General features: G+C 64.7%; 13 protein-coding genes, 3 rRNA genes and 1 pseudogene. 9 read left to right on the top strand and 8 right to left on the bottom strand.

The annotated features are described in order from the left end of the window. Positions 1-19 precede the first annotated feature (19 nt). The 4 genes from murA (at position 20) to rrf (ending at position 6717) form a co-directional block, all read left to right on the top strand. Complete coding sequence (gene murA, locus G6N24_RS04820; protein WP_085158655.1) at positions 20-1276, top strand: UDP-N-acetylglucosamine 1-carboxyvinyltransferase; 1257 nt, start codon at positions 20-22, stop codon at positions 1274-1276. A 294-nt stretch (positions 1277-1570) separates the two neighbouring features. Next, positions 1571-3102: ribosomal RNA gene (locus tag G6N24_RS04825) — 16S ribosomal RNA — on the top strand. Between the two features lie 285 nt (positions 3103-3387). Next, positions 3388-6516 (top strand): 23S ribosomal RNA (locus G6N24_RS04830). A gap of 87 nt (positions 6517-6603) precedes the next feature. Further along, positions 6604-6717, top strand: a 5S ribosomal RNA gene (gene rrf / locus G6N24_RS04835). The 16S, 23S and 5S rRNA genes sit together here, the layout of an rRNA operon. Positions 6718-6776: 59 nt before the next feature. Here rrf and G6N24_RS04840 read toward each other — a convergent pair. The 4 genes from G6N24_RS04840 to G6N24_RS04855 all read right to left on the bottom strand — a co-directional run bounded on the left by G6N24_RS04840 (position 6777) and on the right by G6N24_RS04855 (position 12219). Then, positions 6777-7274 (bottom strand): methylated-DNA--[protein]-cysteine S-methyltransferase, encoded by a 498-nt coding sequence (locus G6N24_RS04840; RefSeq protein WP_085158653.1) that lies wholly within the window; start codon positions 7272-7274, stop codon positions 6777-6779. Continuing rightward, positions 7271-8776 carry a DNA-3-methyladenine glycosylase 2 family protein gene (locus tag G6N24_RS04845; RefSeq protein ID WP_085158650.1) on the bottom strand — a complete coding sequence of 502 codons (1506 nt, stop codon included), beginning with the start codon at positions 8774-8776 and terminating at the stop codon, positions 7271-7273. Before G6N24_RS04845 ends, G6N24_RS04840 begins: the two co-directional genes overlap by 4 nt. A gap of 79 nt (positions 8777-8855) precedes the next feature. Next, a complete protein-coding gene (locus G6N24_RS04850; RefSeq protein WP_085158648.1) occupies positions 8856-10481 on the bottom strand; it encodes an adenylate/guanylate cyclase domain-containing protein in 1626 nt (541 codons plus the stop codon). Positions 10482-10488: 7 nt separating this feature from the next. Continuing rightward, positions 10489-12219, bottom strand: a complete 1731-nt coding sequence (locus G6N24_RS04855; RefSeq protein ID WP_085158646.1) for an adenylate/guanylate cyclase domain-containing protein — start codon at positions 12217-12219, stop codon at positions 10489-10491. A gap of 46 nt (positions 12220-12265) precedes the next feature. Here G6N24_RS04855 and nucS point away from each other — a divergent pair, with 46 nt between their 5' ends. Continuing rightward, positions 12266-12937, top strand: a complete 672-nt coding sequence (gene nucS, locus G6N24_RS04860; RefSeq protein ID WP_085158644.1) for an endonuclease NucS — start codon at positions 12266-12268, stop codon at positions 12935-12937. Further along, complete coding sequence (locus G6N24_RS04865; RefSeq protein WP_085158642.1) at positions 12937-13224, top strand: hypothetical protein; 288 nt, start codon at positions 12937-12939, stop codon at positions 13222-13224. The genes nucS and G6N24_RS04865 overlap by 1 nt, the downstream gene beginning before the upstream one ends. On the opposite strand, the gene mce is transcribed toward G6N24_RS04865, so the two are convergent. Then, complete coding sequence (gene mce / locus G6N24_RS04870) at positions 13221-13679, bottom strand: methylmalonyl-CoA epimerase (RefSeq protein ID WP_085158640.1); 459 nt, start codon at positions 13677-13679, stop codon at positions 13221-13223. The genes G6N24_RS04865 and mce overlap by 4 nt on opposite strands. A 78-nt stretch (positions 13680-13757) precedes the next feature. Here mce and G6N24_RS04875 point away from each other — a divergent pair, with 78 nt between their 5' ends. Both G6N24_RS04875 and G6N24_RS04880 read left to right on the top strand, forming a co-directional pair. After that, positions 13758-14939, top strand: coding sequence for an acetyl-CoA C-acetyltransferase (locus G6N24_RS04875; protein WP_085158638.1), 1182 nt, complete (start codon positions 13758-13760; stop codon positions 14937-14939). 160 nt (positions 14940-15099) lie between these two features. After that, positions 15100-16023, top strand: a complete 924-nt coding sequence (locus G6N24_RS04880) for a tetratricopeptide repeat protein (RefSeq protein ID WP_085158636.1) — start codon at positions 15100-15102, stop codon at positions 16021-16023. A 79-nt stretch (positions 16024-16102) separates the two neighbouring features. Here G6N24_RS04880 and G6N24_RS04885 read toward each other — a convergent pair. The 3 genes and pseudogenes from G6N24_RS04885 to G6N24_RS04895 all read right to left on the bottom strand — a co-directional run bounded on the left by G6N24_RS04885 (position 16103) and on the right by G6N24_RS04895 (position 22406). Further along, positions 16103-17916, bottom strand: a pseudogene (locus G6N24_RS04885) (PE family protein). A 203-nt stretch (positions 17917-18119) separates the two neighbouring features. Beyond that, positions 18120-20315: a 1,4-alpha-glucan branching protein GlgB gene (gene glgB / locus G6N24_RS04890; protein WP_085158631.1), complete on the bottom strand. Its 2196-nt coding sequence runs from the start codon at positions 20313-20315 to the stop codon at positions 18120-18122. A gap of 6 nt (positions 20316-20321) precedes the next feature. Next, complete coding sequence (locus tag G6N24_RS04895; RefSeq protein ID WP_085158629.1) at positions 20322-22406, bottom strand: alpha-1,4-glucan--maltose-1-phosphate maltosyltransferase; 2085 nt, start codon at positions 22404-22406, stop codon at positions 20322-20324. 191 nt (positions 22407-22597) lie between these two features. On the opposite strand from G6N24_RS04895, the gene G6N24_RS04900 reads away from it, so the two are divergent. Then, on the top strand, positions 22598-25180 hold the full coding sequence (locus tag G6N24_RS04900) for a glycosyltransferase family 1 protein (protein ID WP_085158627.1): 2583 nt from the start codon (positions 22598-22600) through the stop codon (positions 25178-25180). Positions 25181-25376: the final 196 nt, after the last annotated feature.

The raw sequence follows: 25376 nt of genomic DNA on the forward strand, positions 1-25376 counted from the left end.
CTTCACTACACTAACGCGGGTGGCTGAGCGTTTCGTCGTAACCGGGGGCAACCGGTTGTCAGGCGAAGTCGCTGTTGGGGGTGCCAAGAACAGTGTGCTCAAGCTCATGGCGGCGACACTGCTGGCCGAAGGCACCAGCACGATTACCAACTGTCCCGACATCCTCGATGTGCCGTTGATGGCAGAGGTGTTGCGTGGCCTGGGCGCCACCGTCGAACTTGATGGCGACGTAGCTCGAATCACCTCACCGGACGAGCCGAAGTACGATGCGGACTTCGCTGCGGTGCGGCAGTTCCGGGCCTCCGTCTGCGTGCTGGGACCACTGGTCGGCCGGTGCAAGCGGGCCAGGGTCGCGCTGCCGGGTGGCGACGCTATCGGATCCCGTCCGCTGGACATGCATCAGGCGGGCCTGCGGCAACTGGGTGCGCAATGCAATATCGAGCACGGATGCGTGGTGGCCAACGCAGAAACATTGCGCGGTGCGGAGATTCAGTTGGAGTTCCCGTCGGTGGGAGCTACTGAGAACATCTTGATGGCCGCCGTTGTGGCTGAGGGTGTCACCACGATTCACAACGCGGCGCGCGAGCCTGACGTCGTCGATTTGTGCACGATGCTGAACCAGATGGGTGCACAGGTCGAAGGCGCGGGTTCGCCGACTATGACGATCACCGGTGTCCCACGGCTGTATCCGACCGAACACCGGGTGATCGGGGACCGAATCGTCGCCGCCACGTGGGGTATTGCCGCTGCCATGAGCCGTGGCGACATAACGGTGACCGGCGCCGATCCGGCGCACCTCCAGGTGGTACTGCACAAGTTGCACGATGCGGGTGCCACCGTCACCCAGACCGACGACAGCTTCCGGGTGGCCCAGTACGAGCGGCCCAAGGCCGTCAACGTCGCGACACTGCCGTTCCCCGGGTTTCCGACCGATCTGCAGCCAATGGCTATCGCCTTGGCGTCGATTGCCGACGGCACGTCGATGATCACCGAGAACGTGTTCGAGGCGCGGTTCCGGTTCGTCGAAGAGATGATCCGGCTCGGCGCCGATGCCCGCACCGATGGGCACCACGCCGTCGTGCGGGGCCTGCCGCAGCTCTCGAGCGCGCCGGTGTGGTGTTCGGACATCCGGGCCGGGGCCGGCTTGGTGCTGGCAGGGCTGGTTGCCGACGGCGATACGGAAGTCCACGACGTCTTCCACATCGATCGCGGATACCCGTTGTTCGTGGAGAACCTGGTGAGTCTCGGAGCCGAGATCGAGAGGGTATGCTCGTAGAGCGGTCGCCGCATAGGACGAGTGAAACCGGTCCTTTAATCGGCCTTTGAGTCGGCATGGTACCGGCCCTTGACTCCACTGCCCGATTTGTATTAAGCTGGCAGGGTTGCCCCGAAGCGGGCAGAAACAAGCGAGCGTGTTGTTTGAGAACTCAATAGTGTGTTTGGTGATTCATATTTTTGTTGTTGTTTTTAGGCCATGCTCTTGATGCCCCGTGTCGGGGGTATGGCCGTTTGTTTTGTCAGGATATTTCTGATCGCCTTTGGCTTCCTTATTTAAGGGAGTGCTAGGTTTTGTTTGGAGAGTTTGATCCTGGCTCAGGACGAACGCTGGCGGCGTGCTTAACACATGCAAGTCGAACGGAAAGGTCTCTTCGGAGATACTCGAGTGGCGAACGGGTGAGTAACACGTGGGTGATCTGCCCTGCACTTCGGGATAAGCCTGGGAAACTGGGTCTAATACCGGATAGGACCATGAGATTCATGTCTTGTGGTGGAAAGCTTTTGCGGTGTGGGATGAGCCCGCGGCCTATCAGCTTGTTGGTGGGGTGACGGCCTACCAAGGCGACGACGGGTAGCCGGCCTGAGAGGGTGTCCGGCCACACTGGGACTGAGATACGGCCCAGACTCCTACGGGAGGCAGCAGTGGGGAATATTGCACAATGGGCGCAAGCCTGATGCAGCGACGCCGCGTGGGGGATGACGGCCTTCGGGTTGTAAACCTCTTTCACCATCGACGAAGGTCCGGGTTTTCTCGGATTGACGGTAGATGGAGAAGAAGCACCGGCCAACTACGTGCCAGCAGCCGCGGTAATACGTAGGGTGCGAGCGTTGTCCGGAATTACTGGGCGTAAAGAGCTCGTAGGTGGTTTGTCGCGTTGTTCGTGAAATCTCACGGCTTAACTGTGAGCGTGCGGGCGATACGGGCAGACTGGAGTACTGCAGGGGAGACTGGAATTCCTGGTGTAGCGGTGGAATGCGCAGATATCAGGAGGAACACCGGTGGCGAAGGCGGGTCTCTGGGCAGTAACTGACGCTGAGGAGCGAAAGCGTGGGGAGCGAACAGGATTAGATACCCTGGTAGTCCACGCCGTAAACGGTGGGTACTAGGTGTGGGTTTCCTTCCTTGGGATCCGTGCCGTAGCTAACGCATTAAGTACCCCGCCTGGGGAGTACGGCCGCAAGGCTAAAACTCAAAGGAATTGACGGGGGCCCGCACAAGCGGCGGAGCATGTGGATTAATTCGATGCAACGCGAAGAACCTTACCTGGGTTTGACATGCACAGGACGCGTCTAGAGATAGGCGTTCCCTTGTGGCCTGTGTGCAGGTGGTGCATGGCTGTCGTCAGCTCGTGTCGTGAGATGTTGGGTTAAGTCCCGCAACGAGCGCAACCCTTGTCTCATGTTGCCAGCGGGTAATGCCGGGGACTCGTGAGAGACTGCCGGGGTCAACTCGGAGGAAGGTGGGGATGACGTCAAGTCATCATGCCCCTTATGTCCAGGGCTTCACACATGCTACAATGGCCGGTACAAAGGGCTGCGATGCCGCGAGGTTAAGCGAATCCTTTTAAAGCCGGTCTCAGTTCGGATCGGGGTCTGCAACTCGACCCCGTGAAGTCGGAGTCGCTAGTAATCGCAGATCAGCAACGCTGCGGTGAATACGTTCCCGGGCCTTGTACACACCGCCCGTCACGTCATGAAAGTCGGTAACACCCGAAGCCAGTGGCCTAACCCTTTGGGAGGGAGCTGTCGAAGGTGGGATCGGCGATTGGGACGAAGTCGTAACAAGGTAGCCGTACCGGAAGGTGCGGCTGGATCACCTCCTTTCTAAGGAGCACCACGAAAAACACCCCAACTGGTGGGGTGTAAGCCGTGAGGGGTTCTCGTCTGTAGTGGGCGAGGGCCGGGTGCGCAGCAGCAAAAGAAACGCCGGACACACTGTTGGGTCCTGAGGCAACACTTGCGTTTGTTTCGCCGGTGTTGTCCCACCATCTTGGTGGTGGGGTGTGGTGTTTGAGTATTGGATAGTGGTTGCGAGCATCAAATGGATGCGCCGCTCGTAGCGGTGGCGTGTTCTTTTGTGCAATTTTTATTCTTTGGTTTTTGTTGTGTTTGTAAGTGACTAAGGGCGCATGGTGGATGCCTTGGCATCGAGAGCCGATGAAGGACGTGGGAGGCTGCGATATGCCTCGGGGAGCTGTCAACCGAGCGTGGATCCGAGGATTTCCGAATGGGGAAACCCAGCACGAGTGATGTCGTGTTACCCGTATCTGAATATATAGGGTGCGGGAGGGAACGCGGGGAAGTGAAACATCTCAGTACCCGTAGGAGAAGAAAACAATTGTGATTCCGTAAGTAGTGGCGAGCGAACGCGGAGGATGGCTAAACCGCACGCATGGGTAACCGGGTAGGGGTTGTGTGTGCGGGGTTGTGGGAGTGATACGTCTCAGCTCTACCCGGCTGAGGGGCAGTCAGAAAGTGTCGTGGTTAGCGGAAGTGGCCTGGGATGGTCTGCCGTAGACGGTGAGAGCCCGGTACGCGAAAACCCGGCACCTGCCTAGTATCAATTCCCGAGTAGCAGCGGGCCCGTGGAATCTGCTGTGAATCTGCCGGGACCACCCGGTAAGCCTAAATACTTCTCGATGACCGATAGCGGATTAGTACCGTGAGGGAATGGTGAAAAGTACCCCGGGAGGGGAGTGAAAGAGTACCTGAAACCGTGTGCCTACAATCCGTCAGAGCCTCCCCCTCTTTTTGGGTGGGTGGGGTGATGGCGTGCCTTTTGAAGAATGAGCCTGCGAGTCAGGGACATGTCGCGAGGTTAACCCGTGTGGGGTAGCCGCAGCGAAAGCGAGTCTGAATAGGGCGTATCCCCGTAAGGGGTGTAGTGGCATGTTCTGGACCCGAAGCGGAGTGATCTACCCATGGCCAGGGTGAAGCGCGGGTAAGACCGCGTGGAGGCCCGAACCCACTTAGGTTGAAGACTGAGGGGATGAGCTGTGGGTAGGGGTGAAAGGCCAATCAAACTCCGTGATAGCTGGTTCTCCCCGAAATGCATTTAGGTGCAGCGTTGCGTGGTTCACCGCGGAGGTAGAGCTACTGGATGGCCGATGGGCCCTACTAGGTTACTGACGTCAGCCAAACTCCGAATGCCGTGGTGTAGAGCGTGGCAGTGAGACGGCGGGGGATAAGCTCCGTGCGTCGAAAGGGAAACAGCCCAGATCGCCGGCTAAGGCCCCAAAGCGTGTGCTAAGTGGGAAAGGATGTGCAGTCGCAAAGACAACCAGGAGGTTGGCTTAGAAGCAGCCACCCTTGAAAGAGTGCGTAATAGCTCACTGGTCAAGTGATTGTGCGCCGATAATGTAGCGGGGCTCAAGCACACCGCCGAAGCCGCGGCACATCCACCTTTAGGTGGGTGTGGGTAGGGGAGCGTCCCCCATTCAGGGAAGCCGTCGGGTGACCGGCGGTGGAGGGTGGGGGAGTGAGAATGCAGGCATGAGTAGCGACAAGGCAAGTGAGAACCTTGCCCGCCGAAAGACCAAGGGTTCCTGGGCCAGGCCAGTCCGCCCAGGGTGAGTCGGGACCTAAGGCGAGGCCGACAGGCGTAGTCGATGGACAACGGGTTGATATTCCCGTACCCGTGTGTGGGCGTCCCTGACGAATCAGCGGTACTAACCACCCAAAACCGGATCGATCATGCCCCTTCGGGGGCGTGGAGGTCTGGGGCTGCGTGGGAACTTCGCTGGTAGTAGTCAAGCGAAGGGGTGACGCAGGAAGGCAGCCGTACCAGTCAGTGGTAATACTGGGGCAAGCCTGTAGGGAGAGCGATAGGCAAATCCGTCGCTCACATATCCTGAGAGGTGATGCATAGCCGGTTGAGGCGAATTCGGTGATCCTCTGCTGCCAAGAAAAGCCTCTAGCGAGCACACACACGGCCCGTACCCCAAACCGACACAGGTGGTCAGGTAGAGAATACCGAGGCGTACGAGATAACTATGGTTAAGGAACTCGGCAAAATGCCCCCGTAACTTCGGGAGAAGGGGGACCGGAATATCGTGAACACCCTTGCGGTGCGAGCGGGATCCGGTCGCAGAAACCAGTGAGAAGCGACTGTTTACTAAAAACACAGGTCCGTGCGAAGTCGCAAGACGATGTATACGGACTGACGCCTGCCCGGTGCTGGAAGGTTAAGAGGACCCGTTAACTCGTAAGGGTGAAGCGGAGAATTTAAGCCCCAGTAAACGGCGGTGGTAACTATAACCATCCTAAGGTAGCGAAATTCCTTGTCGGGTAAGTTCCGACCTGCACGAATGGCGTAACGACTTCTCAACTGTCTCAACCATAGACTCGGCGAAATTGCACTACGAGTAAAGATGCTCGTTACGCGCGGCAGGACGAAAAGACCCCGGGACCTTCACTACAACTTGGTATTGGTGTTCGGTACGGTTTGTGTAGGATAGGTGGGAGACTGTGAAACCTCAACGCCAGTTGGGGTGGAGTCGTTGTTGAAATACCACTCTGATCGTATTGGACACCTAACGTCGAACCCTGGATCGGGTTCACGGACAGTGCCTGGCGGGTAGTTTAACTGGGGCGGTTGCCTCCTAAAATGTAACGGAGGCGCCCAAAGGTTCCCTCAACCTGGACGGCAATCAGGTGGCGAGTGTAAATGCACAAGGGAGCTTGACTGCGAGACCTACACGTCAAGCAGGGACGAAAGTCGGGATTAGTGATCCGGCACCCCCGAGTGGAAGGGGTGTCGCTCAACGGATAAAAGGTACCCCGGGGATAACAGGCTGATCTTCCCCAAGAGTCCATATCGACGGGATGGTTTGGCACCTCGATGTCGGCTCGTCGCATCCTGGGGCTGGAGCAGGTCCCAAGGGTTGGGCTGTTCGCCCATTAAAGCGGCACGCGAGCTGGGTTTAGAACGTCGTGAGACAGTTCGGTCTCTATCCGCCGCGCGCGTCAGAAGCTTGAGGAAACCTGTCCCTAGTACGAGAGGACCGGGACGGACGAACCTCTGGTCCACCAGTTGTCTCACCAGGGGCACCGCTGGATAGCCACGTTCGGACAGGATAACCGCTGAAAGCATCTAAGCGGGAAACCTTCTCCAAGATCAGGCTTCTCACCCACTTGGTGGGATAAGGCCCCCCGCAGAACACGGGATCGATAGGCCAGACCTGGAAGCTCAGTAATGGGTGCAGGGAACTGGCACTAACCGGCCGAAAACTTACCAACACAACATCGCAACCACAATCCGCTCACGCCGCACGCGTGGACACCACACCCCCCACCAGAACAACTAACAAGATAAAGTAATAGAGTTACGGCGGCCACAGCGACAGGGAAACGCCCGGTCCCATCCCGAACCCGGAAGCTAAGCCTGTCAGCGCCAATGATACTGCCCAATCCGGGTGGAAAAGTAGGACACCGCCGAACATACACAAAAACGCCCCCGTCACGGGGGTGTTTTTGCATTTACTCGACGCCGTGCAAACTTAATCGAACAACGTCAAATTCGCGGGTGCCCGGCGTCTCTCCAATTCGAGCAGCGCCTGCTTTCGGTCGAGGCCGCCCCCGTAGCCAACGAGGCTTCCGCTAGAGCCGATTACCCGATGGCACGGGACAATGATCGCAACGGGATTGTGACCGTTAGCCAATCCGACGGCCCGGGCCGCACCGGGGGCGCCGATCTGTTCGGCGATTTCGCCGTAAGAGCGGGTTTCTCCGTACGGAATTGTCTGTAGCGCCTCCCATACTCGCTGCTGGAATTCCGTACCCCGCAGATCGAGCTCGACATCAAATTCGGTGAGCTCGCCGGCGAAATAGGCGGAGAGTTGGTCGACGGCGTCAGCGAATGCTGCATCGTCGGGTGACCAGCCGACCCGGCTGGGCTCGTAGGACTGATCCACCATTCGTAGATTCGTCAACACCGAGCCACGCCCGGCCAGGGTCAATGGTCCGATCGGGCTGTCGATGGTGCGGTAGCGAATCATGCAATCTCCTTTGGAGGCTCGAGCGGCCAATGGTTTATCGGATGTTGCAGCGTGGTCCAAAGATGTTGGGCGGCATAGGACCGCCAGGGACGCCAACGGGCGCTGCGCTCGATGAGTGCGTTCTGTTGGGTGGGCAGCCCCAGCTGCGCAGCGGCCAGCCTGAGGCCGAGGTCGCTTGCGGGAAAGGCGTCTGGGTCGCCCAGACCGCGCATCGCGATCACCTCGGCGGTCCACGCGCCGACCCCAGGCAGGGTCAGCAATCGACTCCGCGCGCATTTCCAGTCGCACCCGGCGTCCAGGACCAGACTTCGGTCCGCAAGGCCGGCGAGCAGCGCGCTCAGCGTCCGTTGGCGTGCCTTGGGGACGGCCAGATGGGTTGGATCGATTTCTGTGAGTTCCGAGAGGTCCTCAACCGAGGGGAACGTGTGGGTCAATCCGCCGTGGGGATCGTGGACCGGCTGCCCGTAGGCCGCGACCAGCCTGCCGGCATGCGTGCGCGCGGCCTTGGTCGATATCTGTTGGCCCAGCACCACCCGCACGGCGAGTTCGGCCTCATCGACCGTGCGGGGGATGCGCTGTCCGGGTGCCTTCGCCACCACCGGGCCCAGCTCCGGGTCACCCCGCAGCGCCTCGACCACCGCTTCTGGATCGGCATCGAGGTCAACGAGCCGACGGCAACGTGCGGTCGCGGTCGTGAGGTCGCGGAAGTCGTCGAGCACGAGCAGGCAGCGGACATGGTCGGGCGCGGGTGTCAGGGAGACGACGCCGTTGCCACACGGCAGCCGCAGTGTGCGTCGGTACGCACCATCGCGGACCTCCTCGCAACCCGGAACGGCAGTCGCGGCCAGATGGCCGAAAACACCCTCATAGGCGAACGGCGTGCGCACCGGCAGACGCAACGACACGGTTCCCGGGGAGGCGACATTCGAGCCGAACCGGGCGGCGGCGCGCCTGCGCAGCGCCGTTGGCGTGTTGTCGCACACCAGCCGCACGGTGTCGTTGAACTGTCGGATGCTGGAAAACCCGGCGGCGAACGCGACATCGCCGAATGGCAGGTCCGTGGTCTCGATCAGCACTCGCGCCGTCTGCATGCGTTGTGCCCGGGCCAACGCCAGCGGACCAGCGCCGACCTCGGCCTGCAAGAGTCGCTCCAGCTGACGGGTGGTGTAACCGAGATGGGAGGCAAGGCCGCCGACGCCCTCACGGTCCACCGTGCCGTCGGCGATCAGTCGCATCGCACGAGCGACGACGTCACCGCGCACATTCCACTCGGGCGAGCCGGGAGATGCGTCGGGACGGCACCGTTTGCACGCCCGGAAGCCGGCTCGCTGCGCGGCCGCGGCGGTCGGATAGAACCGCACGTTTCGAGCCAACGGCGGCCGCACCGGGCAACTGGGTCGGCAAAAGATCCGGGTCGTCAGCACGCCGGTGACGAACCAGCCGTCGAACCGGGCGTCCTTGGACTGGACCGCCCGGTAGCAGCGCTCGAAATCTTCATGCACCCTTCAACAGTTACACCTGCCCACCGACATCACTAGCGGAAAAGCGACATCAAAGTGGGCTCGGGTGCGGTCCCCGGGATTACCTCCGCGGCCTGGCCGGCTCGATTGGCGATGCCAGCCGGGTAGGTTGGCCGTGTCCGCGAAGCTTCACATGCCTACCCAAAGACCAACGGGCGCGCTCACTTTCGCGTGCGCCAGCCACGGTTTGCGCGGAAGCCAGCAATCTGCCTCGGCGCGATTTGGCCAGTTCGCACAGTCGGGCCGCCTCGTTGACCGGTTCGCCGATGACGGTGTATTCGAATCGTTCTTTGGCGCCAACGTTGCCGGCGACGACCTGCCCCGCCGCCACGCCGATCCCGGCCTGGCACCCGGGCATTTCGTCGGCCAGCCGATCGGCGATGGCGCGCGCGGCGGCCAGCGCCTCGTCTTCGGGGCACGCCAGGCGATTCGGGGCGCCGAAGATCGCCAGCGACGCATCGCCCTCGAACTTGTTGACCAGGCCGTGGTGGCGGTCGACTTCCTCGACGACGATCGTGAAGAACTGATTGAGCACGTGAACGACGGCGGCGGGCGGCCGGCTTGTCACCAGCTGAGTGGAGCCGACGATGTCGACGAACACGACGGCGACATGGCGTTCCTCGCCACCCAGCTTCGGCCGCTCGCGTTCGGCGGCGGCGGCGACTTCGCGTCCGACGTGGCGGCCGAACAGATCGCGCACCCGTTCGCGCTCACGCAGGCCGCCAACCATTGTGTTGAAACCCCGCTGCAGTTCACCGAGCTCGGTCCCGTCGAATACCACTAGGTCGCCGCGGAGGTCGCCTCCCTCCACGCGCTCGAGCGCCGCGCGGACGACCCGCACCGGTGTCGCCGTCAACCAGGCCAGGATCCACATCAGGATGCACCCGAAGACCAGGGTGGCCATCGACAGGATCAGCACACCCACCGCGAGCTGCCAGTAGGTGAGATTGCGCAGCAACATTTCGAAAATCGCCATCAGGGCGATGCCGAGTACGGGCACGCCCGAACCGAGTAGCCAGACCATCATCGTTCGGCCCATGATCCCGGCTGCCAACCGGCGGGGCGGCCGTCCCGCCTCGAGGGCCTGCGCGGCGAACGGTCGCAGCGCGAACTCAGTGAGCAGATAGCTGCCAGTGGCGACGAGCACGCCGCTAAAGCCGACCGCAAAGAGAAACCGTGGGATGAACATGGTGTTGGCCAGGCCGTAGAGGGTCGTCGAGAGCGCCGTCCCAACCCCCCACAGGATGAGGTCGACCATCGCGAGTCGCCACGGGGCTCCGAAGGTGTTGCGCTCGTCGGCCGGGGTGGGTGTGCGATCCTCGATAGCCCAGCGCAGCGCCGCTACCGTCCGGCGGGTAATCCAAGAACCGCCCAGCACAAACGCGACAGCTACGTAGGCGGGTATCGCCGCGAATGTCACCCACCACGGCGCGTCGGTAAACACACTCGGTACGGGGATGGCGACCGTCACCAACAACGTGGCGACGCCGATTCCGACCAGGTTCACGATCGTGACGAGGACGGTAAGGATGACCTGGACACGGATCCGCCGGCGTCGTTGGCTTTCCGAGACCCGTCCCAGCAGCCAGGAGCCGTACGCGGGGGTCTCGGGCAGCCGGCCACTCACGCGGGTCACCGCCTCGAGCGCCCGGCCCAAACGTTGCGCCGTCGTCTTCTTGGCCGACATGATGGCGTCAGCCTAGTTTGCCGGGCACGCTCCCAGGCGACTCGGGTTCGCCCGGGCGCTGCGAGCCGGACGGCGAACCGGGCATCGGTGGGCCATCGTTCACTCCCGCGGCTTGATGGCCGGGTCGCGTGGCTCCATTGGGCGCTGCGAGCCGGGTGGGCTGGTCGTGCCCGCGAAGTGTCACCGATTCACCCAAACACCAACGGGCACACTCGTTTTGGGTTGCACCCCGTAGCGTGTCGGCAGTGGTCAACAATCGACCCGGGCGTGATTTGGCCAGTTCACACAGTCGGACCGCCTCGTTGACCGGCTCGCCGATCACGGTGTATTCGAACCGTTCGTGGGCGCCGACGTTGCCGGCGACGACCTGCCCTGCCGCCACACCGATGCCGGCTTGACACTCCGGCATTTCGCTGGCCAACCGATCAGCCATGGCTCGTGCCGCGGCCAGCGCGGAGTCCTCGGGATGGTCGAGGCGGTTGGGGGCTCCGAAGATTGCCAGCGCGGCGTCCCCCTGAAACTTGTTGACAAGTCCGCGGTGGCGGTCCACTTCCTCGACGATCACCGCGAAGAACCGGTTGAGCAGCGTCACGACCTCTGCCGCGGGTCGGCTGGTGACCAACTGGGTGGAGCCGACGATGTCGACGAAAACGATTGCGACGTGGCGTTCTTCGCCGCCGAGTTTGGGTCGCTCGCGTTCGGCGGCGGCGGCGACCTCGCGCCCGACGTGCCGGCCGAAAAGGTCGCGCACCCGCTCGCGCTCGCGCAGGCCGTCGACCATCGCGTTGAAACCCCGCTGCAGCTCACCGAGTTCGGTCCCGTCGAATACCACCAGATCGCCGGTTAAGTCGCCCTGCTCGACACGTTTGAGTGCCGCGCGCACGACCCGGACCGGTGTCGCGGTCAGCCACGACAGGATCCACATCACGAGGAACCCGAAGATCAGTGTCGACGTTGCCATGATCAGCACCGCCACCCCGAGCTGGGTCTCGGTCAGATCGCGCACCAATAGCACGAAGAGCGCTGTCAGGGCGATGCCGGCCAGGGGCACGCCCGAACCGAGCGTCCACACCGTCAACGTTCGGCCCATGATGCCCGGCGCGAACCGTCGCGGGGGTGGTCCCGCGTCGAGTGCTTGAGCGGCGACCGGTCGCAGCGCGAACTCGGTGAATAGATAGCAATTGGTGGCCACCGAGACACCGCAGATTGTCACCGAGAACAAGATGATCGGGATGAATAGGCGGTTTGCCAGGCCGTAGAGCGTCGCCAACAATACGCCGCCGAAATCCCACAGGATGATGTGGCCGACAGCCACTCGAAACGGAACCAGCAGGGTGTTGCGCTGGTCGGCCTGGGTGGGCCTGCGTTCCTCGATCGCCCACCGTATCGACGTTGTCACAATTCGGGTGGTCATCCAGTAGGTGCCGAGTGCCAGTGCGATGGTGGCGTACGCCGGCGCGACCGCGAAGGTGACCCACCACGGCGCGTCCGTGTAGACGCTGGGCGCCGGAAAGGCGACCGCCACCAACAGCACCGTGACGCCGATCCCGGTCAGGTTCGCCACCAGGATATAGACGGTCACGATGACCTTGATGCGCATCCGTCGGCGCGACGGGCTCTCCGACACCCGTCCAAGCAGCCAGGAGCCGTACGCGGGCGTCTCTGTTAACCGACCGCTCTGACGGGTCAGCATCTCGAGCACCCGGCCCATGCGTTGGGCCATCGTCTTCTTGGGCATGGTGGCGTCAGCCTAATTGGTCCCAAGACGCTCTAAGGTGAGTCGGGTGCGTCTAGTTATTGCCCGGTGCACGGTCGACTACGTTGGCCGGCTCACCGCGCACCTGCCATCCGCGCGTAGGTTGCTGCTATTCAAGGCCGACGGATCGGTCAGCGTGCACGCCGACGACCGCGCCTACAAGCCGTTGAACTGGATGAGTCCGCCGTGCTGGATGACCGAGGAGCTCGGTGGCCCCCTGCCGGTGTGGGTGGTTGCGAACAAAGTTGGTGAGCAGCTGCGCATCACCATCGAGGAGATCGAGCACGACTCCAGCCACGATCTTGGCGTGGACCCGGGACTGGTCAAGGACGGCGTCGAGGCCCACCTGCAGGCATTGCTCGCCGAGCACGTCCACTTGCTAGGTGAGGGATACACACTGGTCCGTCGCGAGTACATGACCGCCATTGGGCCCGTGGACCTGCTCTGCCGCGATGAATGCGGTGGCTCGGTCGCCGTGGAAATCAAACGACGTGGCGAGATTGACGGGGTGGAGCAACTCACCCGCTATCTCGAATTGCTCAACCGCGACAGTGTTCTCGCGCCGGTAACGGGGGTGTTCGCGGCTCAACAGATCAAGCCGCAGGCTCGTACCCTGGCCACTGACCGCGGAATCCGTTGCGTGACACTGGATTACGACAAGATGCGCGGGATGGACAGCGATGATTACCGGTTGTTCTGATGGCCAGGCGCCGCAAACCAGCACGCCGGCAACAGCCGGTGTTCCCGACTTTGCGCCGGGTGGAGACCGGCCCCGACGGTCGCGAATACGAAGTGCGCTCGGTCGCTGCGGCCCGCGCCGTCAAGACCTATCGCTGTCCCGGATGCGACCACGAAATCCGTTCCGGCACGGCGCATGTGGTGGTATGGCCAGCTGAATCACCGGAAGCGGCGCAGGACCGGCGGCATTGGCATACCCCTTGCTGGGCCAAGCGCGCCACCCGCGGTCCCACCCGAAGGTGGTCTTAGCCGGCCGGCTCGACCAACTCGATCAGAACCCCGCCCGCGTCTTTCGGGTGGATGAAGTTGATCCGCGAATTCGCCGTGCCGCGCCTGGCCGCCTCGTACACCAGCCGGACACCTTGGGAGCGCAGCCGCCGGCAAATGGCGTCGAGATCGGTGACCCGGCAAGCCAGCTGTTGGATGCCCGGCCCGCGCTTGTCCAGGAACTTCGCGATCACCGACGACTCGTCGAGCGGGGCCATCAGCTGGATTTGCGCCGTGGAGCCCGGCACCGCCAGCATCGCCTCGCGGATGCATTGGTCATCGTTGATTTCCTCGTGGACCAGGATCATGCCCAGGTGGTCGTGGTACCACTCGATGGCGGCGTCCAGGTCGGCGACCGCAATGCCGACGTGATCGAGTCCGGTGACCAATGAGGTGGCCAGGAGGTGCCGGGCGTCGACTTGATCGGTCGTCATCACACAACGGTAACCTGGCGGGAAAGAATCTGCTTCTCCGGGTTGGTCAGATCGGCTTTCCGGTGCGCTGAGGAGGTAGTCATGACGACATCGGTGATTGTTGCTGGAGCACGCACACCCATCGGCAAGTTGATGGGCTCCTTGAAGGATTTCAGCGCCACCGATCTGGGCGCCATTGCCATCAAAGGCGCCCTGGAGAAGGCCACCGTTCCGGCGTCTCTGGTCGAGTACGTGATCATGGGCCAGGTGTTGACCGCAGGGGCGGGGCAGATGCCCGCGCGGCAGGCGGCCGTGGCGGCAGGGATCGGTTGGGATGTCCCGGCGCTGACCATCAACAAGATGTGCCTGTCCGGCATCGACGCAATCGCGCTGGCTGACCAGCTCATTCGGGCAGGAGAGTTCGATGTGGTGGTGGCTGGCGGCCAGGAGTCCATGACGAAGGCGCCCCACTTGCTGATGGATAGCCGGTCGGGCTACAAGTACGGCGATGTCACGGTGTTGGACCACATGGCTTACGACGGCCTGCACGACGTGTTCACCGACCAGCCCATGGGTGCGCTGACCGAGCAACGCAACGATGTCGACAAATTCACCCGCCAAGAACAGGACGAATACGCCGCCCGGTCGCACCAAAAAGCGGCCGCGGCATGGAAGGACGGGGTCTTCACCGACGAGGTGGTGCCGGTGAACATCCCGCAGCGCAAGGGTGATCCCCTGCAGTTCTCCGAGGACGAGGGGATCCGCGCCAACACCACGGCCGAGTCTTTGGCGGGCCTCAAACCGGCGTTCCGTAGGGACGGCACCATCACCGCCGGGTCGGCGTCGCAGATATCCGACGGTGCGGCCGCCGTCGTGGTGATGAACCAGGAAAAAGCCCAGGAGCTGGGGCTGACGTGGCTGGTCGAGATCGGGGCACACGGGGTGGTGGCCGGCCCGGACTCCACGCTGCAATCGCAGCCGGCCAACGCGATCAAGAAAGCGCTTGACCGCGAGGGCATCTCGGTGGACCAGCTCGATGTTGTGGAGATCAATGAGGCGTTCGCGGCGGTGGCGTTGGCCTCGACGCGAGAGCTCGGGGTGAACCCGGAGATCGTCAACGTCAATGGCGGCGCGATCGCAGTCGGGCATCCAATCGGAATGTCGGGCGCCCGAATCACGCTGCACGTGGCCCTGGAGCTGGCGCGCCGCGGCTCCGGCTATGGTGTTGCGGCCCTGTGCGGGGCCGGCGGCCAGGGCGACGCGCTCATCCTGCGGGCCGGTTAGCCAGCCCGCCCGCCACGTTGCTGGCGCGACGCCTGCGATGGTGGGTGTGAGATTGGTCATAGCTGCCGAGTGCGGCCCGTTGGAAGCCGATTTTCAGTGATATGCGGGTCGGCACCACCGGGTGGATGGGCGACCGAAGCGACGTGACAGACTTGACGGCGTGACGCGTCCCCGACCCCCTATCGGGCCTGCCATGGCCGGTGCGGTCGACCTGTCCGGCCTCAAGCAGCGAGCTCAGCAGAACGCTCCGGCCACGGGCGCCGCGGCCGAGTCGAGATCGGCGGCCCCAGGTGGCTCGCGTACCAGCGAGATCACCGAGGCCAACTTCGAGGATGAGGTGATCGTCCGGTCCGACGAAGTGCCCGTCGTGGTCGTGCTGTGGTCGCCGCGCAGCGACGTGTGCGTCGAGCTGGTTGACGCGTTGTCGGGCCTGGCCGTTACCGACAAAGGCAAGTGGTCGCTGGCGACCGTGAATGTCGACGCGGTGCCCAGGGTGGCCCAGATATTCGGCGTGCAGGCGGTCCCAACGGTGGTGGCATTGGCTGCGGGACAACCGATCTCGAGTTTTCAGGGCCCGCAGCCCCCCGATCAGTTGCGACGCTGGCTGGACTCCCTGGTGTCGGCGACAGCCGGAAAACTTAAGGGCGCAACGAGTTCCGAGGAACGTGCGGAAGTCGATCCGGCTGTGGCGCGGGCGCGTCGGGAACTCGAGGCCGGCGACTTCGCCGCCGCCCGGGAGTCGTATCAGGCGATCTTGGACGCCGAGCCGGGCAGCGTCGAAGCGAAGGCGGCCCTCCGGCAGATCGACTTTCTCATGCGCGCAACCGCACAACGCCCCGACGCCGTCGCGGTCGCCGATAGCGCTCCCGACGACATCGACGCGGCTTTCGCGGCCGCCGACGTGCAAGTCCTCAACCAGGACGTGAGTGCGGCGTTCGAGCGCCTGATCGCGTTGGTGCGACGCACATCCGGCAATGAGCGCACGCGGGTCCGCACTCGCCTGATCGAGCTGTTCGAGCTCTTTGATCCCGCCGATCCCGAGGTGGTCACCGGCCGGCGCAACCTCGCCAACGCGCTGTACTGAGCACCTGCGGCGAGCAGACGCAGAATCGCCCCAAAACCACGGTTTTGCGGCGATTCTGCGTCTGCTCGCGCCGGTCCGGCTATGGTAATCCGTTTAGACCGTTGAGGCCGATCAGCCCGCCGGCGCCGCCGGCGCCGCCGGCGCCCATCGTCGCGCCCAGGCCGGCGTTACCGCCATTGCCGCCGTTGCCGACGAGCTGGGCGGTGCCGCCTGCGCCGCCGGCCCCGCCAGTTGCAAGAACGCTCACCCCGCCGACCCCGCCGGCGCCGCCGTTGCCGAAGAGCCCAGCGTTGCCACCCTTCCCGCCGGCCCCGCCGTCACTGAGGATGCCAAGGCCGCCGGCACCGCCGGTGCCGCCGTCGCCGTTGAGCAGACCAGCGTTGCCGCCGGCGCCACCGTCCCCGGCCGTCTCGCCAAACCCGCCGGCGCCGCCGGCGCCGCCCCAGCCAGCGAGCGCGCCGGCGTTGCCCCCGGTCCCGCCGGCCCCACCAACCGCCCCGGTTTCGAAGCCAGTCCCGCCGGCTCCGCCGGAGCCGCCGGGGCCGAACAACCCACCGGCGCCGCCGGTGCCGCCGTTACCGGCGGCGCCCCTGGCGCTATCCCCGCCGGTGCCGCCGGAGCCGCCGGAGCCGACGAGTCTGGTGGCCCCGCCGTTGCCGCCGGCCCCGCCGGTGCCACCGGCTAAGCCGTCCGCGCTGGCGTTGCCGAACCCTCCTGCGCCCCCGGCGCCGCCGGGGCCGAATAGCGCGCCGGCCCCGCCGATGCCACCGACACCCCCAATGCCGCCGGCACCGCCCGCGTCGGGCGCACCGAGACCGGTCCCGCCGGTGCCGCCAACCCCGCCGGAGCCAAAGAAGATGCCGGCGTTGCCGCCGGCCCCGCCGGCCCCGCCCTTGCCGCCGAGGAGCCCGTCACCGGCACTGGTCCCGCCGGCGCCGCCGGCGCCGCCGGAGCCGGAGAATATGCCGCCGGCCCCGCCGGCCCCGCCGGCCCCGCCGGCCCCGGCGTCGATGCCACGCCCACCGGTGCCGCCGGCGCCCCCATTCGCGAACAGCCCGCCGTCCCCGCCGGCCCCGCCGGCCCGCCGGTGCCCCCGTCATCGGCGCTCAGCCCGCCAGTGCCGCTGGCACCGCCGGCGGTGAACAGCTCGAACAGCCCAGCGCGGCCTCCGGCCCCGCCGGCCCCGCCATTGAGGCCTGGCCCGCCGGTGCCGCCGGTGCCGCCGGCGCCGAACAGCCCGGCTGGCCCGCCCGCGCCGCCGGCCCCGCCGGTGCCGGCCGAACCGACTCCGCCGGCCCCGCCGTTGCCGCCGGCGCCGAACAGAATCCCGCCGGCCCCGCCGGCCCCGCCGGCAAATCCGTTGCCGCTGGCGTCGCCGCCGGCACCGCCGGCCCCGCCGGTGCCGAACAGCCCCGCGGCCCCGCCGGCGCCGCCGGCCTGGCCGGGCGCGCCGGAGCCGCCGGCTCCGCCGTTGCCGTACAACAGGCCGCCGGCCCCGCCGTTCTGCCCGGTGCCGGGCGCGCCGTTGGCTCCGTTGCCGATCAGCGGGCGCCCCAGCAACAGCTGGGTGGGGGTGTTGATCACGTTGAGCAGCCCTTCCAGCGGCGACGCGCTGGCGGCCTCGGCGGCCGCATACGAGTTGGCGCCCGCGGCCAGGGTCCGCACAAACTGGTCATGGAACGCCGACATCTGAGCGCTCACCGCCTGATAGGCCTGGCCGTGCGACCCAAACAGCGTCGCGATGGCCACCGAGACCTCATCGGCACCTGCGGCCAGCAGCTCCGTCGTCGGGGCCAACGCCGCGGCGCTGGCGGCTCCCAGGGTTGATCCGATGTTCGCGAAATCCGAAGCGGCCGCCGCCAGCGCTTCGGGCGCGGCGATTACAAACGACATGGCTGTTTCTCCGATCGGTTCGCCATCGAGAATCGGGTTAAACGAAGGTAGCGCTATCGCTCGGGCGGTGGGATCGGTTTTCGGTCGGCAGAGTGCACCCAAATGGCAGTCGGGCATGTGCACTCTGCACAAGTTCGACCCGGCGAGCAGACGCAGAGTAGCCCCAAAACCACGGTTTTGGGGCTACTCTGCGTCTGCTCGCGCTACGCAGGTTCGAACCACACGGCCGACATCGGCGGCAGCACCAGCGCCGCCGACGCGGGTCGGCCATGCCAGGGGTCGGCGGTGGCGTCCACACCGCCAAGATTGCCGATCCCGGAGCCGTTGTAGGCCGTCGCGTCGGTATTGAGCACCTCACGCCAGCGGCCGGGACTCGGAAGGCCGAGCCGGTAGCCGCTGTGCTCGGTACCCGCGAAGTTGAACACACAGGCCATCACCGACCCGTCGCTGCCGTGTCGCAGGAAACTCAGCACGTTGTTGGCCGAGTCGTTGGCGTCGATCCAGGAATAGCCCTCGGGAATGGTGTCTTGACTCCATAGCGCCGGGCGGCTGCGGTAGATGTCGTTGATGTCGCGTACGAGGCGCAGAATGCCGTTGGAGAAACCGTTTTCGTCCAGTTGGAACCAGTCCAAGCCGCGCTGCTCCGACCATTCGGCGCGCTGGCCGAATTCCTGGCCCATGAACAACAGTTGCTTGCCGGGGTGCGCCCACTGGTAGGCGAGCAGGCCGCGCAGCCCGGCGGCTTTGGCGTGATTGTTGCCCGGCATCCGCCCCCACAGGCTGCCCTTGCCGTGCACCACCTCGTCGTGGCTGAGCGGCAGCACGAAATTCTCGCTGAAGGCATACAGCATCGAGAAGGTCATCTCATGGTGGTGGTAGCTGCGGTATATGGGATCTCGGCTGAGGTAGTCGAGGGTGTCGTGCATCCAGCCCATGTTCCATTTCATCGAAAAGCCCAGGCCACCAAGGGTGGTCGGTCGAGTCACTCCGGGCCACGATGTCGACTCCTCGGCGATGGTGACGATCCCCGGCGCGACCTTGTGCGCCGTGGCGTTCATCTCCTGCAGGAACTGCACCGCTTCTAGGTTTTCGCGCCCGCCGTAGATGTTCGGGGTCCAGCCGCCTTCCGGGCGCGAGTAGTCCAGGTAGAGCATCGACGCCACCGCATCCACGCGTAGGCCGTCGACGTGGAACTCTTGCAGCCAGTACAACGCGTTGGCCACCAGGAAGTTTCGCACTTCTGGGCGACCGAAGTCGAATACGTAAGTGCCCCAGTCCAATTGCTCTCCGCGGTTGGGATCGGAATGCTCGTAGAGCGGGGTGCCGTCAAACCGCCCCAGCGCCCATGCGTCCTTCGGGAAGTGCGCCGGCACCCAATCCACGATGACACCGATGCCGGCGCGGTGGAGGGCGTCCACAAGGGCACGGAAATCGTCGGGTGTGCCAAATCGCGACGTCGGCGCGTAGTAGGACGTGACCTGATATCCCCACGAACCGGCGAACGGGTGCTCGGCGACGGGCAGCAGTTCGACGTGGGTAAACCCGTGTGTCACGACGTAATCCGTGAGGTCGCGAGCAAGCTGGCGGTAGCTGCGCCCGGGGCGCCACGAGCCGAGGTGGACCTCGTAGGTGCTCATCGGCTCGAACACCGGGTTGCGTTGCGCACGCTGTGTCATCCAGTCGCCGTCGCCCCAGGTGTAGTTACTCACCGTCACGCGCGACGCCGTGTGCGGCGGGACCTCAGTGCCGAAGGCAAACGGGTCGGCGCGTTCGGTGACGACACCGTCGGCGCCATGCACCCGGAACTTGTACAGGCCATCCGTGGGAAAGCCGGGCCAGAACAATTCCCATACCCCGGATGAGCCCAGCACCCGCATGGGGGCGTCGTTGCCGTTCCAGCCGTTGAACTCGCCGATCAAGCTGACGCCCTTGGCATTGGGCGCCCATACGGCAAACGACACACCGGTTACGACACCGTCGGCCGTGGTGAACGAGCGGGGATGGGCACCGAGGACCTCCCACAGGCGCTCGTGGCGGCCTTCGGCGAACAGGTGAAGGTCGACTTCCCCGAGGGTGGGTAGGAAGCGGTAGGCATCGGCGACGATGTGTGGTTCGGAACGCTGATAGCTCACTTGGAGTCGATAGTCGATGAGATCGGTGAACGGCAACGACACGGCGAACAGGCCAGATTCAATGTGCTGCAACGGAAATCGATCATCGCCGACAATCGCCACGACTTCGACCGCGTGCGGCCGGTAGGCCCGGATTACGGTGTGGTCGCCATACTCGTGGGCGCCCAGGATGCTGTGCGGGTTGTGATGCGCACCGGCCAACAGGCGCGAGAGATCGGCTGGCTCGGGAGCCAAGTGCGTCCCGGGGAGTTCGTTGGTTTTACTCAAAGCCCGTCACCTCCTGCGCAGCAGCGTGATTCGGGATCCTTCCGGTATGAGTGGCATGTTGATGATGTGGGCCACCGCCCGCCCAGGGTCGATGCGAATGTAATTGGCTTGCCCCCATTGGTATTCTTCGCCGGAGACCTCATCCCGCACCCAAAACCGGTCGTATGGTTCCATACCCAATGCCGGCATGTCCAACCACAGCGTCGCTTCCTCGGGCTCGAATGCGTTGAGCGTTACCACCACCAATACACAGTCGCCGGTAGCCGGATCGAACTTGCTGTAGGCTAGCAGCGCATCGTTGTCGATGTGATGGAACGAAATGGTGCGCAACTGCTGCAGCGCGGGATGCAGCCGACGAATCGCGTTGAGCTGCTTGATGAACGGCTCGAGCGATCTGCCTTCGGCCAGCGCGCCCGCATAGTCGCGGGGACGCAATTCGTACTTCTCCGAGTCCAGGTACTCCTCGCTGCCCTCCCGCACCGGGCGGTGTTCGAACAGCTCGTAACCGGAGTACATGCCCCAGGCCGGACCCATCGTCGCCGCCAGCACCGCGCGGATGGCGAACATGCCCGGCCCGTCGTGTTGCAGGACGGCGTGCAGGATGTCGGGGGTGTTGACGAACAGGTTGGGTCGGCGGTAGTCGGCGAGTGCGGCGATGTCGTTGCCGAATTCGGTCAGCTCCCACTTGGAGGTGCGCCAGGTGAAATAGCTGTAGGACTGGGTGAAGCCGAGCTTGGCCAGCCCGTATTGACGTGCGGGCGGAGTGAAGGCCTCGGATAGAAACAGCACGTCGGGGTCGACGCGTTTCACCTGGCCGATCAGCCAGGCCCAGAAGTCCGGTGGCTTGGTGTGCGGATTGTCGACCCGAAAGAATTTGACGCCGTGGTCGACCCAATGTCGTACCACGCGCAGGACTTCGTCGTAGAGACCGGCGGGATCGTTGTCGAAGTTGAGCGGATAGATGTCCTGATACTTTTTCGGCGGGTTCTCCGCGTAGGCGATGGTGCCGTCCGGCAATTCGGTGAACCACTGCCGGTGTTCGCGCGCCCACGGGTGATCCGGTGCGCATTGCAGCGCCAGGTCCAGGGCCACCTCCATACCCAGGTCGCGTGCCGCGGCGACGAAGTTGTCGAAGTCGTCGATGGTGCCCAGGCTCGGATGAACAGCGTCGTGGCCACCCTCATCGCTACCGATTGCCCATGGCGATCCCACATCTGTCGGAGCGGCGGTGGGGGCGTTGTTGCGGCCCTTGCGGTGCACCCGGCCAATCGGGTGGATCGGTGGCAGGTACACCACGTCGAATCCCATCGCGGCAATGCGCGGCAGCGCCGCGGCGGCAGTGGCAAAGGTGCCGTGGACCGGATTGCCGTCGGCGTCCCATCCGCCGGTCGAGCGTGGAAACATCTCATACCACGCGCCGAACCGGGCCAACGGCCGGTCCACCCAAACGCCGAACTGCTCACCCCGGGTGACCAGCTCCCGCAACGGAAAGTGAGCCAGCAGCGCTTCGATTTCCGGCGCCAGGGCCAGCGCCGTGCGGGTCACCGGATCCCCGGGGGTCCGCAAGGCCGCCGCGGCCTCCAGCAGCGGGAGTCGCTGCTCGCGTGGCACGCCCGCCGCGGCGCGCTCGAACAGCGCAGCGCCGATCAGCAAATCGTTGGACAGCTCGGTCTCGCCCTGGCCGGCGTCCAGCTTGGCCACCAGCCCATGGCGCCACGTGCGGATGGGGTCGCCCCAGCCGTCGACCCGGAACGTCCACAATCCCACGCTGTTCGGGGTGAACTGACCATGGAAAACAAAGGGCTCTTGGCCCATCGTCATGGGAATCAGCAGCGGCTTGACCCGTCGCTCGACTGTTCTGTCATCCAGCTCGGCTTCGGGCGCCTGGACCGCCCTGACTAGGCGGGTTTCCTGGACCTGCGGATAGCGCGGCCCCAGGTAGCGCACGACCAGGGTTGCCGCGACAGCCTCGTGGCCTTCCCGCCACACCGAAGCGCTGACCGGAACCACCTCACCGACCACGGCCTTGGCGGGGTACGCGCCGCATGAGACGACGGGCTGGACATTATCGATCTCGACACGGCCGGGCACCGATCACTCCGTTCCTGGGCTCCTCACCCCCGGCGATTATCAGCGGTTCTCGTCGGGGTGTCCTTCGTGTGTCGTTGTCAATGCGTCTGTTCGCGCCCCGTACCTACCCTAGTGTCCCGCCACACCGGCGGCCCAAAGGCCGTTGCCGTCCGGGCCAGCGGGCAGCGAATTCCTCAGTAAGGTAAGGATGCGTGAAAGCCCTCCGCCGGTTTACCGTCCGTGCCCACCTACCCGACCGCCTTTCCGCGTTGGACCAGCTGTCGACCAACTTGCGGTGGTCGTGGGAAAAGCCGACTCAGGACCTGTTCGCGAGCATCGATCCCGTGTTGTGGGCGCAGTGCGGCAACGATCCCTTGGCGCTGCTAGGTGCGGTAAGCCCGGCACGGCTCGACGAGTTAGCGCTCGACGAAGCGTTCCTGAACCGGCTCGATGAGCTGGCGGCCGACCTGAACGACTACCTGAGCCGTCCGCTGTGGTATCAGCAGCAGGAACAGGCCGGCGCGGCCCTGCCCGCCGGCATTGCGTACTTCTCGATGGAGTTCGGCGTCGCAGAGGTGTTGCCCAACTATTCCGGTGGCCTCGGAATTCTCGCCGGCGACCACCTGAAGTCGGCATCTGATCTGGGGTTGCCGCTGATCGCGGTGGGCCTGTACTACCGGTCTGGTTACTTTCGGCAGTCGTTGACCGCCGACGGCTGGCAGCAGGAGACATATCCATCGCTCGACCCCCAAGGGCTGCCGTTGCGGTTGCTCACCGATGCCGCCGGGGATCCCGTGCTGGTCGAGTTGGCCCTGCCGGATTCCACGCAGCTGAGGGCGCGAGTCTGGGTCGCGCAGGTCGGGCGTGTGCCGTTGCTGCTGCTCGACTCCGATGTCCCGGAAAACGAGCACGAACTGCGTGGCGTCACCGATCGGCTCTACGGCGGCGATCAGGAGCACCGCATCAAGCAAGAGATCCTGGCCGGAATTGGGGGCGTGCGGGCGATCCGCGCGTTTACCGCGATCGAAGGGCTTCGCGCGCCCGAGGTGTTCCACATGAACGAGGGCCACGCCGGATTCCTCGGCGTGGAACGCATCCGTGAACTGGTCGCCGATTCGGGATTGGACTTCGACACCGCGTTGACGGTCGTGCGGTCGGCCACGGTGTTCACCACCCACACCCCGGTACCGGCCGGCATCGACCGGTTCCCGCTGGATATGGTGCAGCGCTACTTCGACGATGATGCGCAGGCGCTGCTGCCGGGCGTGCCGGCCGAGCGGGTCCTCGCCCTCGGCGCCGAGGACGATCCGACCAAGTTCAACATGGCTCACATGGGGTTGCGGCTGGCGCAACGCTCCAATGGCGTCTCGCTGCTGCACGGGCGGGTGAGCCGGGCCATGTTCAACGAGCTGTGGCCCGGGTTCGATCGCGGTGAGGTGCCGATCGGATCGATCACCAATGGCGTGCACGCGCGCACCTGGGCCGCGCCGCAGTGGTTGCAGCTGGGTCGCGAACTGGCCGGCTCCGACTCGTTCAGTGACCCCGGCGTCTGGCTGCGGCTGCAACAGGTCGATCCCGGACACCTGTGGTGGATCCGGTGTCAACTGCGATCGCTACTCGTCGACGACGTCCGGGTGCGGCTGCGTCAATCGTGGTTGGAACGCGGCGCATCCGATGCCGAATTAGGTTGGGTATCTTCGGCGTTCGACCCGAACGTGCTCACGGTCGGGTTCGCCCGGCGGGTCCCGACATACAAGCGCCTGACGCTCATGCTGCGCGACCCGCAACGGCTGGAGCGCTTGCTGCTCGACCCGGAACGGCCGATTCAGCTGATCGTTGCCGGAAAGTCGCACCCCGCCGATGACGGCGGCAAGGCGCTGATCCAGCAGGTGGTGCGCTTCGCCGACCGTCCGGAGGTACGCCATCGCATCGCCTTCCTGCCGAACTACGACATGTCGATGGCCCGGTTGTTGTACTGGGGCTGCGACGTTTGGCTCAACAATCCGCTGCGACCATTGGAGGCATGCGGCACTTCGGGAATGAAGAGCGCGCTCAACGGCGGTTTGAACCTGTCCATCCGTGACGGCTGGTGGGACGAGTGGTACGACGGCGAAAACGGTTGGGAAATACCGTCTGCCGACGGAGTGGCTAACGAGGGCCGGCGCGACGACCTGGAGGCCAGCGCGCTGTACGACCTGCTGGAACAGGCGGTTGCACCAAAGTTCTACGAGCGCGACGAACGTGGCGTGCCGCCGCGGTGGATGGAGATGGTGCGCCACACTCTGCAGACGCTTGGCCCCAAAGTGTTGGCATCGCGAATGGTGCGCGACTACGTCGAGCACTACTACGCGCCGGCGGCAAAATCGCTGCGCAAGACCATTGCCGCCCCCGTCGGCGGCAGCGAGTTCGACGCGGCCCGGGAGCTGGCCGCCTACCGCCGGCGCGCCGAAGAAGCGTGGCCCAAGATCGAGATCACCGACGTCGACAGCACCGGCCTGCCGGATACTCCGCTGCTCGGGTCCAAACTCACCCTGACCGCTATCGTGCAACTGGCCGGGCTGGGGCCCGGCGACGTCACCGTGCAGGCGGTGCTGGGCAGAGTCGACGCCGGCGATGTGCTGGTGGACCCCATCACCGTCGAGATGTCGCATACGGGCACAGACGGCGCTAGCGAAATCTTCTCGACCACAACGCCACTGCCGATAGCGGGGGCCGTTGGGTACACGGTGCGGGTGCTGCCGCGCCATCCGATGCTCGCCGCCAGCAACGAACTTGGGCTGGTGACGCTCGCGTGACGTTCGACGGGAACGACAAGCTCGCAGACATTCCAGCGGAGATGCGGCCGCGCATGGTGGTGGGCTATCAAAACGCGTGTCGCCGAGCAGCCGCGGGCCAATGTGCTCGATGCGGGCATCGGCGGAATGATCATCCACTTGCCCGCCCACGGCTCCGCGCCTGGTATCGTCACCGCCGCCGACACGTTGCGCCCAC

This window comes from Mycobacterium lacus, assembly GCF_010731535.1.
Classification (GTDB): Bacteria; Actinomycetota; Actinomycetes; order Mycobacteriales; family Mycobacteriaceae; genus Mycobacterium; species Mycobacterium lacus.

What these genes read in the sequence shown, in the direction of transcription:
- G6N24_RS04840 (WP_085158653.1), bottom strand. Translation starts at nt 7,274, where the DNA reads ATGATTCGCTACCGCACCATCGACAGCCCGATCGGACCATTGACCCTG.
- G6N24_RS04850 (WP_085158648.1), bottom strand. Translation starts at nt 10,481, where the DNA reads ATGTCGGCCAAGAAGACGACGGCGCAACGTTTGGGCCGGGCGCTCGAG.
- G6N24_RS04855 (WP_085158646.1), bottom strand. Translation starts at nt 12,219, where the DNA reads ATGCCCAAGAAGACGATGGCCCAACGCATGGGCCGGGTGCTCGAGATG.
- G6N24_RS04865 (WP_085158642.1), top strand. Translation starts at nt 12,937, where the DNA reads ATGGCCAGGCGCCGCAAACCAGCACGCCGGCAACAGCCGGTGTTCCCG.
- G6N24_RS04875 (WP_085158638.1), top strand. Translation starts at nt 13,758, where the DNA reads ATGACGACATCGGTGATTGTTGCTGGAGCACGCACACCCATCGGCAAG.